Raw genomic sequence first — 12733 nt, forward strand, 5'->3', positions numbered from 1 at the left:
AAGCAATTTTTAAAGTGTCGAATATTGCCAAAATATTCATAGACATAAAAAAGCCCAATCGAAATTGGGCTTCACTTAAATAGGCTTAGTCATGTAGACCTACAGACTAGCGAAACTTACCAGTGCTCGCCTGGGAATAAGCGCGCGTATGCTTTTTGCACCCAGTTGAGTTTCTGTTGTTGACCCACCGAAGCGCTTGAACTTGGGAAAAGGTTATAACCAATCGACATCAATTTGTTGTTAATGTCTGGCGCAATCGAATAGGTAATCGAGGCTAAACGGCCAAGATTTGTCGCCACTTTTTTCGGGCGCTTCACAATGGCATAGGCAATGAGGTCAGCTGCTTGTTCAGGAGAGAGCGTTGGCACATATTTGTAAATTTTGGTTGGCGCAATCATTGGCGTACGCACTAAAGGCATATAAATCGATGTGATTGCAATTTTATGTGAATGCACTTCTGCAGATAAGCAACGACTGAATGCATCGAGCGCGGCTTTAGATGCTACATAAGCCGAGAAACGGGTCGCATTTGCTAACACGCCAATTGAACTGATGTTAATAATGTGACCATCACGGCGAATCATCATTTGCGGTAAAATGTTCATCACCAAACGAATTGCACCAAAGTAATTCAGCTGCATGGTACGTTCAAAGTCATGGAAACGATCAGTGGATTCGTGCACGGCACGACGGATTGAACGTCCTGCATTATTAATCAGAATATCAATATGATCGACAGAGGCGAGGATTTGCTTTGACACCTCATCAATAGAATCCATGTTGTTTAAATCACATGGAAAAACTGAAGCTTTACCACCTTTGGCTTCAATTTCAGCTTTGACTTCTTCTAGGGTTTCTTGGGTGCGCGCAACCAAGAGCACATGTGCACCTGCATCGGCGAGGCGATGTGCTGCTGTAAGGCCAATACCGCTGGAAGCGCCGGTAATCAAAACAATTTTACCGTTCACTTTGTCTTGAAAGCGTTTTTCTAATCTTTGGTTCACGTTTAATACCCTGATTGAATAAATGTGAGACTGTGCGTTTTTTTTATTACGTGGCTGGCTGTGCTTGGTTAGAGACAGTGGCAGCGAAAATATGCTTGCAATGATAACGTATTTAAAAAGAAAAGATAGGATTTAAGCTATTGAAATTTAAAAATATTATTAGAGTAATTGCTCTAAAATTACTCATTGTTGTGATTTACTTTTAACAATATTTAAGTGCGAAGACAAGGGATAAAATGAGAAAGATCACAGAATAGTGTGGAAAGCATAAAAAAACCCTCTTATAGGGGTGCATAAGAGGGTTTTGAATTGATTTTTAGGGCTGTAACCTACTTGGCAAAGAAAATAAAATTAAACTTGTGCCAGCGCTTGTTCTAAATCAGCAATCAAATCATCAGCATGCTCGATACCCACGGACAAGCGCACCATGTCGATACTCACACCAGCTGCTTTTAACTCTGACTCATTGAGCTGACGATGCGTGGTGGTTGCGGGATGGCAAGCTAAACTTTTGGCATCGCCAATATTTACGAGGCGAGTAAACAGTTGTAATGCATCGATGAAGCGTGTGCCACCTTCAAGACCATCTTGTACGCCAAAGGATAAAATCGCGGAAGGTTTACCTTTCACATATTTTTGTGCTAATGCATGCTGAGGGTGATCTTTTAATCCTGCATAGTTGACCCATTTTACTTTAGGATGAGCTTGTAAATATTCCGCCACCTTTTGCGCATTTTCAGTATGGCGTTCCATACGTAGACTTAAAGTTTCGAGGCCTTGCAAAATTAAAAATACATTTTGTGGGCTAATGGCTGCACCAGTATTGCGTAGCGGTACTACGCGAGCGCGGGCAATATAAGCTGCTTCGCCCAGTGCTTCTACATAATTCACCCCGTGGTAGCTTGGATCAGGGGTATTCAGTGATTTAAAGCGTTCGGGATATTTGCCCCAAGGGAATTTGCCGCTGTCGACGATGATGCCACCGATCGAGTTGCCGTGACCACCAATATATTTGGTGAGTGAGTGCACCACGATGTCGGCACCAAATTCAAATGATTTTTGTAAGACAGGTGTAGCAACGGTGTTGTCGACAATCACTGGGACGCCGTATTCATGTGCAATTTTAGAAATCGCCTCAAGGTCAATAATATTACCCAGTGGATTCCCAATTGATTCAACAAAAACCAGTTTGGTTTTTTCATCAATTAAACCACGCAGTGCTTCTGGGTCTTGGTAATCAAAAAAGCGCACTTCAATCCCTTGTTTCGGTAGAGTATGTGCAAAGAGATTATAAGTTCCACCATATAGGGTTGAAACTGAGGCGATATTATCACCCGCTTCAGCAATGGTTTGAATCGCGTAGGTAATCGCAGCCATACCAGAGGCTAAGGCCAAAGCGCCAATACCGCCTTCAAGCGCAGCTACACGTTGCTCCAGTACCGCAGTGGTTGGGTTCATAATACGGGTATAAATATTACCTTGAACTTTTAAATCAAATAAATCAGCACCATGTTGCGTGTTGTCAAATGAATAAGAGGTGGTTTGATAAATCGGCACCGCAACTGCTTTGGTGGTTGGCTCCGGTGTATACCCCGCGTGAATTGCTAAAGTTTCGTCTTTATAAGTCATGATTACTTCATCTAAGAGAGCTAGTTTTTAAACAGTCTATCACTTATATATATGAATAAAAGTGCTTTATTTATAAAATGAATATCATAATTATTAATATTATTGAAAAATTTTCAGCTAAAGATGAGCGAAATCATGCTTAAAACAGCATGTTTAAATTTTGTTCGCCATTAAACTTGTAACAATGCATTGAAGGCGTGTGCGAAACCTTATTTTTTCACGACTTTATGCGTATAATAGCTGATTATTTTTTCGCTCAATTGAGCAGGGACAACTTTGTGTTGTTCCGTATATGTTTTGACTATTGAGGAGTCCTAAGTGGCCCAATATATTTACACGATGAACCGTGTGTCGAAGATGGTTCCGCCTAAGCGCGAAATCCTGAAAGACATCTCTTTATCATTTTTCCCAGGCGCAAAAATTGGTGTGCTTGGTCTAAACGGTGCAGGTAAATCTACCTTGCTTCGTATTATGGCGGGCGTAGATAAAGATTTCTCAGGTGAAGCACGTGCTCAACCGGGTATCAAAATTGGTTACCTTGAACAAGAGCCGCCATTGGATGAAAGCAAAGATGTTCGTGGTAACGTTGAAGATGGTTTACGTGAGCCGCTTGATGCTTTAGCACGTCTAGATGAAGTTTTCGCTGAATATGCAGCTGAAGATGCAGACTTTGATGCACTTGCAAAAGAGCAAGAGAAGCTTGAAGCAATTATCCATTCATGGGATGCACATAATATTGTGAACCAAATGGATCAAGCGGCTGCAGCTTTAAACCTTCCAGCTTGGGATGCAGACGTATCTAAACTTTCTGGTGGTGAACGTCGCCGTGTCGCACTTTGCCGTTTGCTATTGTCTAAACCAGACATGTTGCTTCTAGACGAACCGACGAACCATTTAGATGCTTCATCTGTAGCATGGTTAGAACGTTTCTTGAAAGACTTCACGGGCACAATCGTTGCGATTACCCATGACCGTTATTTCTTGGATAACGTTGCTGAATGGATTCTTGAGCTTGACCGTGGCATGGGTATTCCATACCAAGGTAACTACTCTTCTTGGTTAGAGCAGAAAAATGCCCGTCTAGAACAAGAGAACAAGCAAGAAGAGTCTTTTGCTAAAGCATTGAAAAAAGAACTTGAATGGGTTCGTTCAAATGCAAAAGGTCAGCAAAAGAAAAACAAAGCGCGTATGGAGCGTTTTGAAGAGCTTAACTCGCGTGAATTCCAACAGCGTAACGAAACGTCTGAAATCTACATTCCACCTGGCCCGCGTCTAGGGAATAAGGTTGTAGAAGTTGAAGGCATCAGCAAATCGTTTGGTGATCGTACGCTTTATAAAGATCTAAGCTTCGTTGTTCCACCATGTGCCATTGTAGGTATCGTGGGTGAGAACGGTGCGGGTAAAACAACTTTATTCCGTATGATGACTGGTGAACAGCAACCAGATACGGGTTCTGTTGTGCTTGGTGAGTCAGTTAAAGTGGCTTACGTTGGTCAGATCCGTGACACGCTTGATGACAACAAAACTGTTTGGGAAGAAGTTTCTGGCGGTTTAGACATCTTGCGTATTGGCGAATACGAAATCGCATCTCGTGCGTATATCGGCCGTTTTAACTTTAAAGGTCAAGATCAGCAAAAACGTGTAGGTCAATTGTCAGGTGGTGAGCGTAACCGTTTACAGCTTGCGAAAATCCTGCAAATGGGTGCAAACGTAATTTTACTCGATGAACCATCGAACGACTTGGACATCGAAACTTTACGTGCGCTTGAGGATGCGATTTTAGTATTCCCTGGTACTGTAATGGTGATCTCGCACGACCGTTGGTTCCTAGACCGTATTGCAACGCACATCTTGTCATTTGAAGGTGAAACACCTGAATTCTTCACTGGTAATTATGCAGAGTTTGAAGAATATCGCCGTAAACGTGATGGTGATGACCTTGTGACTAAGCGTCAAAAATATCGCAAAATTGGCGTTTAATTGCCGATTTTGATGTAAAAAAATCAGCCTTCGGGCTGATTTTTTTGTGTTTTAATTGGTGCTATTTAAGACAAGTCATGAGGTTAATTAAAATTATACAAAAGCGAGTACTGCTATTTCTGCTTCAACGTATGTGATGATGTTTTAAATTCAAGTTTTATGGTGTTCATGTTTTTGATTGGCTGTTTCAATATGATACATAACTGATCTGTTGTTGTAATGGTATTACATCGACAGAAGTTGTTATGCTCAAGTTCGCTCAACGAGTAGAAGGATAATTGAATGTCCGAGCATCATGATCATAGTCATGCCGTTGTAACAGATGAAAATTCGAAAAAATTAACCTTTGCATTATTACTGACCAGTAGTTTTTTGGTGGTCGAAGTTGTGGCGGGCTTTATTACACAAAGTTTGGCTTTGCTTTCAGATGCCGCGCATATGTTTACCGATGCAGCAGCTTTAGCGATTGCTTTAGTCGCAATTAAAATTGGCAAATTACCTGCAGATAATAAACGAACCTTTGGCTATCAGCGTTTTGAAATATTAGCAGCTTTATTTAATGCGCTCATGCTATTTGCCGTGGCTATTTATATTTTGTATGAAGCTTATCAGCGCTTTTCAACCCCTCCAGAGATACAAAGTATGGGGATGTTGATTGTGGCGAGCATTGGTCTTGTCATTAATTTAATTTCCATGCGTATCCTATTTTCTAGCTCTCAAGACAGTTTGAATGTGAAAGGAGCATACCTTGAAGTTTTAAGTGATGCTTTGGGCTCTGTAGGCGTGATTTTGGGTGCTGTGCTGATTTATTTCACCGGCTGGATGTGGGTGGATACAGTGATTGCTGTGCTGATTGGTTTTTGGGTTTTGCCACGCACATGGGTACTGTTAAAGCAGAGTTTAAATATATTATTAGAAGGTGTACCAGAAGAGATTGATATTAAAAAGCTACGTAAAGATTTATTGCAATTGAATGGTGTAGAAAGTATTCATCAACTTAAAGTGTGGGCGATTAGTTCTAAAAATATTCATTTGACAGTCCATCTTTATGCGCCGGGTGCTGATCGTACCAGCTTATATAAAGAGGCGATGGAGATGTTAAGCCATCAACATGGGATTACTGAGATGGTTTTACAGATTGAAGAAGAGGCATGTCTGGCAGAAGAAGGACATCATCATGCCTTGGATGAACATTCACATCAGCATTAATGCTGATGTGAACAAGTGTGGGAATTAAACTTCCCACTCATGATTACAATCGCGGCATTTCCATTTTTTTTGTGACTGCATGAAGGCTTGCATTGAAATTTTGAAATCAGGTAAGTCGCGATAAAATAAGAAACCTGCAATCACGCAAATGATAAAAACCACAACGGTTGCTGTTTGTATGGTGCTTCCTGCACCATTGCCAAATAACCACATTGCAATACTAATGATGACCAGGAGTAACAACACGAAAATTGCAGGGATTAAAAATACCAAACTTTTAGGCACAACAGGGCGTGCAGCGGGTTGGCCTGCTTGCGCAATGGGCATAATTTTAGGGCTTTGACATTGAGGGCAACGGTATTGCATTACAGTTCCATAATTTTGAGCTGAGTATTATTTTAATCGGAATAGTACAGAAAGCAAAAAATACTCAGTAACAGTATAAGATTCAGTGTCTTAGTAAATAGATAAGCAATAAAAAAAGCCCAAGTCATAATGCTTGGGCTTTTTTATAAGCAAACCATATTGATTTGCTTGAATATGGCGTCCCTACGGGGATTCGAACCCCGGTTACCGCCGTGAAAGGGCGATGTCCTAGGCCTCTAGACGATAGGGACAAGTGAGGCAACAGGATCAGTGTTTAACACTGTGTCTCTGTATGGGCGCTATATTATGGATATAAGGCTCATGCGTCAACTAAAAATTCAATTAAGCTTCATCAACTGCGTCATTTTTCGGCAATTTTAAGCTTTCATTGAGTTTTTCCCAAACTTTAAGTTCTTTTTTGCTTGGACCACCAACAATTTCAAGCGCATGGCGTAAGCGAGCGAAAGTTAAATCTGGACCAATCGTGACCATTGTTTGCATGACAGGTGTAGATGCTGTTGAGCCCGCAATCGCAATAAAGAACGCAGGCATGAAATCACGTAATTTCACTTCCATTTGCGCAGCTAAGTCCATTAGCGTTTGGCTAACAGTGTCGTTATTCCAAGTGAACAGACTTTCTAAGCGCCAAATCGCAAATTGTAAGCTTTGACGAACTTGTTCGTCAGAGAGTTTTTTACTCACAAACTGCTCTTGGCTCAGTGTAGGGAAGTGGTTGAAGTAATGTGCAGACCAATTCACAGCTTCTGAAAGTAAGTTAATACGCGGTTGAATGGCAGCAGTAATTTCTTCTAATTTGGCACGATCGGTTTTCCAAGCCAATAATGTATCTAGCAGATCGCTTGGAGAAAGCGCTTTAATCCATTGACCGTTTAACCAGTTGAGTTTTTCAACATCAAAGATTGGGCCACCAAGAGATACGCGTTGAATGTCGAAGTGTGCAATCATTTCTGCCAAAGTGAATTTTTCACTTTCATCCGGCATTGACCAGCCCATACGGCCGAGGTAGTTCAACAAAGCTTCTGGTAAAACGCCGATGTCTTTGTAGTAGTTAATTGACGTTGGGTTTTTACGTTTAGATAGTTTTGATTTATCTGGGTTGCGCAAAAGTGGCATGTGGCAAAGCACAGGCATATCCCAACCGAAGTATTTATACAACAATTGATGTTTAGGCGCTGATGGAATCCATTCTTCACCGCGGATCACGTGCGTGATTTCCATTAAATGGTCATCGACTACGTTTGCTAAGTGGTAAGTTGGCAAGCCGTCAGTTTTAAGCAGAATTTGCATGTCGACTTGTGCCCATGGAATTTCAACTTCACCACGTAGTAAGTCATTAAATTGACAAATACCTTCTTCAGGCACTTTCATACGAATGACATGCGGTTCGCCAGCAGCTAAACGACGTTGTACTTCTTCTGCAGTGTGTTTTAAACCACGACCATCGTAACGTGGAGATTCACCACGTGCTTGTTGTTCTGCACGCATTTGATCCAGTTCTTCACTTGTTGCGAAGCAATAGAACGCATGACCTTTTTCAACCAATTCCAGTGCATATTGCTTATAAATGCCCATACGCTCTGATTGACGGTAGGGTGCATGTGGGCCACCTACATCTGGACCTTCAGACCAATTTAGACCTAACCAACGCAATGAATCTAAAATCATTTTTTCAGATTCAGGTGTAGAGCGAAGTTGGTCGGTATCTTCAATACGAAGAATAAATTCGCCACCATGTTGCTTAGCAAAACATAGGTTAAACAAAGCGATATAGGCAGTCCCTACATGAGGGAAACCAGTAGGAGAGGGTGCAATACGAGTACGAACAGTCATAATCAATTATTAATCAGAATGTAAATTGGGATCTATTATAACGAAAAAGCCTGATCACTTAATGCTTAATTTATCATTCAGTGATCAGGCTTCGAGCCCAAGCAGGGGAATGCATGGGCTTAAAATATGTGCGTTAAAGACTTAAGATGGATTTGTAGAGAATAACGCTTGAACAAAACGGCTAAAACTTTGGTTTTGTGAGGCAAAAAAACTTTGAGCAGGTGCAGTTTTAAGCGATGTAAGTACTTTTAAGCTGTCATCAGATGATTGCGCTTTAGAAGACTCATTTTTTTGTTGTGTTAAGGCTTTTTCAATCGGCGACGTTTTATCACTTGGCAAAGTTACTTTTGCACTGGTCGTCTTGTTGATTGCAGCACTATGCGTGAATTGCAAAGTTGAAAAACTTAAAGCGACACAAAGAAGCATATATTGATTTAATTTCATGTCCAATCTTCCCCTAATTTGATGAATGGAACTTTTATTGGTGTTTTTTAATACTAATACTACGCTTTAACCACGTTAATTGATTAAAAAGTAGAACAACATCACATTTTTTACAAAAAAATAATAAAACACCAAGTTAGATTACCTGAATAAAGCAGATTTCTCCTTAATTGTTACTTTATATCAAATAACTATGAAGATAGCATGGAGAATAGAATTTTGAAGCATTGTTTTAGCAAAAAAATATCAATTCTAAGCAGTTTTTTGCATATCTAAAAAATAGAAATCTAAACAAATTAATCATCTAGCCAAGATATTGTGCAAGAGTATTGAGATTTATATAGTGCATTTCAAGAATGAAATGAGACTTGGCAATGAAAAAAATAATAGCTTCAACTGTATTGGCGCTTTTAAGTGGTGCTATAACTTCTGTATATGCGAATAAAGATTTTTTAAACGTGTCTTATGATCCGACCCGTGAGTTTTATCAAGAATATAATCAGGAGTTTGGTGCATTTTGGAAACAACGCACAGGCCAAGAGGTTAATTTTAAGCAATCACATGGTGGTTCTGGTAAGCAGGCACGTGCCGTGGCGACAGGCTTGCAAGCCGATGTGGTGACTTTGGCCTTAGCCAATGATATTGATGAAATTGTAAATGCAGGTTTAATTAAAAAAGGTTGGCAAAAAGAATTTCCAAATAACTCTGCGCCTTATACCTCAACTATTGTTTTTTTGGTACGTAAAGGCAATCCTAAAAATATTAAAGATTGGAATGATCTGACCAAGCTTGGTGTAGAAATTATTACGCCAAACCCAAAAACGGGTGGCGCGCCACGTTGGATTTATTTATCAGCATGGGGATATGCCTTAAAGCAACCCGGTGGTAATGATGCGAAAGCCAAAGAATTGGTTAAAAAGCTCTATCAAAATGTCAAAGTATTAGATTCGGGTGCACGTGGTTCACTGACGACATTTGCGGAGCGTGGTATTGGTGATGTGTTGCTGTCTTGGGAAAATGAAGCTTTGCTGGCGACACAAGGGCTAGGTAAGGATAAGTTTGATATTGTGTATCCATCGATTTCGATTTTGGCTGAGCCATCTGTGGCGATTGTGGATCAGACAGTGGATAAAAATGGCAATCGTAATTTGGCGAAAGGCTATTTGAATTATTTATATTCTCCAAAAGGACAGGAGCTGGCTGCCAAATATTATTTCCGCCCACGTGATAGTAAAGCTGCAACGAAATATGCAGCTCAATTTCCAAAGCAAAAAACCTTTACCATTGATCAAGTCTTTGGTGGATGGGCAAAGGCACAGCAAACCCATTTTGTGAATGGTGCAATCTTTGACCAAATTTATAGTGATAAAAAATAAGGCATTAATACAGGTTGTTTAGATAAGAAAAATGGATGACTACTGTTATCCATTTTTTTTATATACAAAGCAAAAAACAGTATATATATGGAAAAGGTAAAGTGTTCTTGAAGTTTTATATAAGTAAAACAAGATGATAAAAGAACAAATTATTCTACTTTAACGGATGTTCTTTTAATTTTGTGAATTGCGATTAATGATTTTCTTTCATATAGTTAGCATTAATTTAGATATTTGATTTGTGCTGATATGAAACTTCAATTCAAAGCATTGTTGAGTGGTGCATTGTTGTCGCTAGGTCTAGCGCTTCCTACAACAGCAACTCAGGCGGCAGATCGCCAATTTTTAAATGTATCTTATGATGCAACTCGCGAATTTTATGACGAATTTAACAAGTCATTCGGCGCATATTGGAAAAAGCGTACAGGTTATTCTGTTGATTTTAAACAATCACATGGTGGTTCAGGCAAGCAAGCACGTTCGGTGGTTGATGGTTTGAAAGGTGATGTTGTGACTTTGGCTTTGGCCAATGATATTGATGAAATTGTAAAGTCTGGTCAGATTCAGCCGGGTTGGCAAAAGGAATTTCCGTATAACTCAGCACCATATACATCGACAATTGTGTTTATGGTACGTAAAGGCAATCCAAAGCATATTAAAGATTGGAGCGACTTAACCAAGCCAGGTGTAGAAATTATTACACCAAACCCAAAAACAGGTGGTTTACCACGTTGGGTGTACTTATCAGCTTGGGGCTATGCACTGAAGCAACCAGGTGGTAATGATGCGAAGGCGAAAGAATTCGTCGGCAAAATGTATCACAATGTGAAAGTGATGGACTCAGCAGCGCGAGCATCTATGACGACTTTTGCTGAGCGTGGCATTGGTGATGTGTTGTTAACTTGGGAAAATGAAGCGCTTGTGACCCAAAAAACGTTGGGTAAAGGTAAGTTTGATATTGTTTATCCATCAATGTCTATTTTAACGGAGCCTTCGGTTGCAATTGTCGACAAAACTGTCGATAAAAATGGCAACAAGTGGTTGGCAACAGGTTATATCAACTATTTATATTCGCCTTTAGGTCAAGAAATGGCAGCTAAACATTTCTATCGTCCACGTAATGCGGCTGTTCTAGCCAAATATAAAGCACAATTCCCACCATTAAAAACATTTACCATTGATGAAGTGTTTGGCGGTTGGGCAAAAGCACAGCAAACACACTTTGTGAATGGTGCGATTTTTGATCAAATTTATAATTCGAAGCGTTAATTGATGAATGGATTCATTCTGAAGAGTTAATCGTAGTCGAAGTTATTTTAAAGCCTCTGTTCGCAGGGGCTTTTTTTGTGCCATTGATCTGTAGGCTACTGGTTGAAAAGGATTTGTGTTTGCGGGAGATGAATGACTGTAGCTGTCTGAATTATGGTGTTTTAGTGTGAATATGTAGGGTGATCTATCGCAAACAATAGATGAAAAGCTTGCAACAGTTGGTTTTATAAATGCCTAAAACGGTTTTCTCTATAGAAAGTAATATTTCTGTACAAAAAGTCGTTTGGAGCTTTACTAAAACAAGGTAATAATGTGCAGTTACTTTTTTACTGTCATGATTGATTCTGTATGTCGCATATTTCTGTATTACTTCACGAAACTGTTGATGCCTTGCTTGCTGGGCGTACTACAGGAATCTATGTCGATGGGACATTTGGTCGTGGGGGACATACACGATTATTGCTATCAAAATTAGATGAAAATGCACGTGTTTTTGGCTTTGATAAAGACCCACAAGCTTTGGCAGTGGCCGCAGAATTAGAACAAGAAGATCCACGTTTTAAAATCATTCATGCCAGCTTTGCTGACTTACAACAAGAATTACAATCACGTGGCATCGACCTTGTAGATGGTGTTATGGCCGACTTAGGCGTGTCGTCACCGCAGTTAGATGAAGCAGAGCGTGGTTTTAGCTTTATGCGAAATGGCCCACTTGATATGCGTATGGACAACTCTCAAGGCCCAACAGCTGCAGAGTGGTTGGTGGATATTGAAGAAGAGGAATTGGCCAATATCATCTTTAAATATGGTGAAGAACGTTATAGTCGCCGTATTGCCAAAGCCATTAAAGCCGCAGGTTATATTGCAACTACTGCAGAGCTTGCTGAAATTGTAAAAGTTGCCCACCCAAAATGGGAAAAAAATAAACATGCGGCAACACGGACTTTCCAAGCCATTCGTATTGCCATTAATAAAGAATTAGATGATATTGAAGCTTTCCTACCACAAGCTGTGGACGTGTTAAAGCCAGAAGCGCGTTTAGCGGTGATTAGCTTCCACTCATTGGAAGACCGTTTAATTAAACAGTTTATTCAAAAAGAATCGACTTTGGCTGAAGATACGAGTTGGGGTATGCCACAACAACGTGAAGATACGCGTCGATTGAAAAAAGTATCCCGTGTTCGTGCCAGCGATGAAGAAGTAAAAGCCAATCCGCGTTCACGCAGTGCTTGGTTACGTGCAGCAGAACGTTTAGCTTAAAAGGCAAAGAATGAAAACCGAAGCAATAGAACAAAACACAAAAAAATTAAAGCTAAAAAAAACGATCACATACGCCGTCATGTTGATTTTGGTTTTCGTTAGTGCAATTTTTGTGGTTTTTCAAGTCTTTGAATACCGTCAAGATTATCGTCAATTGAACACCTATATCCGTGAACGTGATGACTTAAACGCGGAGTGGGGGCGTTTGTTGATTGAACAACAAACTTTTGGAGCAACGGCGCAAATTGGCACACGTGCAGTTACACAACTTCGGATGTATTCACCGCCAGTTGCGCAAACGGTGGTGATTTCTTTGCCGCAAACTTCAGAAGAGAAAAAATAAGG

11 protein-coding genes and 1 tRNA gene are annotated in these 12733 nt (G+C 40.2%); 6 read left to right on the forward strand and 6 right to left on the reverse strand.

Annotated features, from left to right (window positions below):
- Window positions 1-116 precede the first annotated feature (116 nt).
- Both HYG93_RS00480 and HYG93_RS00485 read right to left on the reverse strand, forming a co-directional pair.
- Complete coding sequence (locus tag HYG93_RS00480) at window positions 117-1004, reverse strand: SDR family NAD(P)-dependent oxidoreductase (RefSeq protein WP_106983910.1); 888 nt, start codon at window positions 1002-1004, stop codon at window positions 117-119.
- Window positions 1005-1355: 351 nt separating this feature from the next.
- Window positions 1356-2633 (reverse strand): O-acetylhomoserine aminocarboxypropyltransferase/cysteine synthase family protein, encoded by a 1278-nt coding sequence (locus HYG93_RS00485; RefSeq protein WP_120363889.1) that lies wholly within the window; start codon window positions 2631-2633, stop codon window positions 1356-1358.
- A gap of 318 nt (window positions 2634-2951) precedes the next feature.
- On the opposite strand from HYG93_RS00485, the gene ettA reads away from it, so the two are divergent.
- Together ettA and HYG93_RS00495 are read left to right on the forward strand one after the other, a co-directional pair.
- The gene (gene ettA, locus HYG93_RS00490; RefSeq protein WP_117006912.1) at window positions 2952-4613 is read left to right on the forward strand and encodes an energy-dependent translational throttle protein EttA; all 1662 of its coding nucleotides are present in this window, start codon (window positions 2952-2954) and stop codon (window positions 4611-4613) included.
- A gap of 282 nt (window positions 4614-4895) precedes the next feature.
- A complete protein-coding gene (locus tag HYG93_RS00495) occupies window positions 4896-5822 on the forward strand; it encodes a cation diffusion facilitator family transporter (protein WP_178961623.1) in 927 nt (308 codons plus the stop codon).
- 24 nt (window positions 5823-5846) lie between these two features.
- Here HYG93_RS00495 and HYG93_RS00500 read toward each other — a convergent pair whose 3' ends face one another.
- From HYG93_RS00500 to HYG93_RS00515, 4 genes are all read right to left on the reverse strand, one after another.
- The gene (locus HYG93_RS00500; protein WP_106983914.1) at window positions 5847-6188 is read right to left on the reverse strand and encodes a hypothetical protein; all 342 of its coding nucleotides are present in this window, start codon (window positions 6186-6188) and stop codon (window positions 5847-5849) included.
- 175 nt (window positions 6189-6363) lie between these two features.
- Window positions 6364-6439, reverse strand: a tRNA-Glu gene (locus tag HYG93_RS00505).
- 91 nt (window positions 6440-6530) lie between these two features.
- Complete coding sequence (gene gltX / locus HYG93_RS00510) at window positions 6531-8039, reverse strand: glutamate--tRNA ligase (RefSeq protein ID WP_120363890.1); 1509 nt, start codon at window positions 8037-8039, stop codon at window positions 6531-6533.
- Window positions 8040-8180: 141 nt separating this feature from the next.
- On the reverse strand, window positions 8181-8483 hold the full coding sequence (locus HYG93_RS00515) for a hypothetical protein (RefSeq protein WP_117006909.1): 303 nt from the start codon (window positions 8481-8483) through the stop codon (window positions 8181-8183).
- A 374-nt stretch (window positions 8484-8857) separates the two neighbouring features.
- On the opposite strand from HYG93_RS00515, the gene HYG93_RS00520 reads away from it, so the two are divergent.
- From HYG93_RS00520 to ftsL, 4 genes are all read left to right on the forward strand, one after another.
- A complete protein-coding gene (locus HYG93_RS00520; RefSeq protein ID WP_120363891.1) occupies window positions 8858-9859 on the forward strand; it encodes a sulfate ABC transporter substrate-binding protein in 1002 nt (333 codons plus the stop codon).
- Window positions 9860-10108: 249 nt separating this feature from the next.
- Window positions 10109-11128 carry a sulfate ABC transporter substrate-binding protein gene (locus HYG93_RS00525; protein ID WP_117006907.1) on the forward strand — a complete coding sequence of 340 codons (1020 nt, stop codon included), beginning with the start codon at window positions 10109-10111 and terminating at the stop codon, window positions 11126-11128.
- A 348-nt stretch (window positions 11129-11476) separates the two neighbouring features.
- Window positions 11477-12388, forward strand: coding sequence for a 16S rRNA (cytosine(1402)-N(4))-methyltransferase RsmH (gene rsmH, locus HYG93_RS00530; RefSeq protein WP_106983919.1), 912 nt, complete (start codon window positions 11477-11479; stop codon window positions 12386-12388).
- 10 nt (window positions 12389-12398) lie between these two features.
- Window positions 12399-12731 carry a cell division protein FtsL gene (ftsL, locus tag HYG93_RS00535; protein ID WP_106983920.1) on the forward strand — a complete coding sequence of 111 codons (333 nt, stop codon included), beginning with the start codon at window positions 12399-12401 and terminating at the stop codon, window positions 12729-12731.
- Window positions 12732-12733 lie beyond the last annotated feature (2 nt).

The organism is Acinetobacter sp. SwsAc6 (assembly GCF_013391565.1).
GTDB lineage: Bacteria > Pseudomonadota > Gammaproteobacteria > Pseudomonadales > Moraxellaceae > Acinetobacter > Acinetobacter cumulans.

Bases quoted from the DNA above. Each gene is read 5' to 3' on its own strand.
- HYG93_RS00485 (WP_120363889.1), bottom strand. From the start codon at position 2,633: ATGACTTATAAAGACGAAACTTTAGCAATTCACGCGGGGTATACACCG.
- HYG93_RS00495 (WP_178961623.1), top strand. From the start codon at position 4,896: ATGTCCGAGCATCATGATCATAGTCATGCCGTTGTAACAGATGAAAAT.
- HYG93_RS00500 (WP_106983914.1), bottom strand. From the start codon at position 6,188: ATGCAATACCGTTGCCCTCAATGTCAAAGCCCTAAAATTATGCCCATT.
- gltX (WP_120363890.1), bottom strand. From the start codon at position 8,039: ATGACTGTTCGTACTCGTATTGCACCCTCTCCTACTGGTTTCCCTCAT.
- HYG93_RS00515 (WP_117006909.1), bottom strand. From the start codon at position 8,483: ATGAAATTAAATCAATATATGCTTCTTTGTGTCGCTTTAAGTTTTTCA.
- HYG93_RS00520 (WP_120363891.1), top strand. From the start codon at position 8,858: ATGAAAAAAATAATAGCTTCAACTGTATTGGCGCTTTTAAGTGGTGCT.
- HYG93_RS00525 (WP_117006907.1), top strand. From the start codon at position 10,109: ATGAAACTTCAATTCAAAGCATTGTTGAGTGGTGCATTGTTGTCGCTA.
- rsmH (WP_106983919.1), top strand. From the start codon at position 11,477: ATGTCGCATATTTCTGTATTACTTCACGAAACTGTTGATGCCTTGCTT.
- ftsL (WP_106983920.1), top strand. From the start codon at position 12,399: ATGAAAACCGAAGCAATAGAACAAAACACAAAAAAATTAAAGCTAAAA.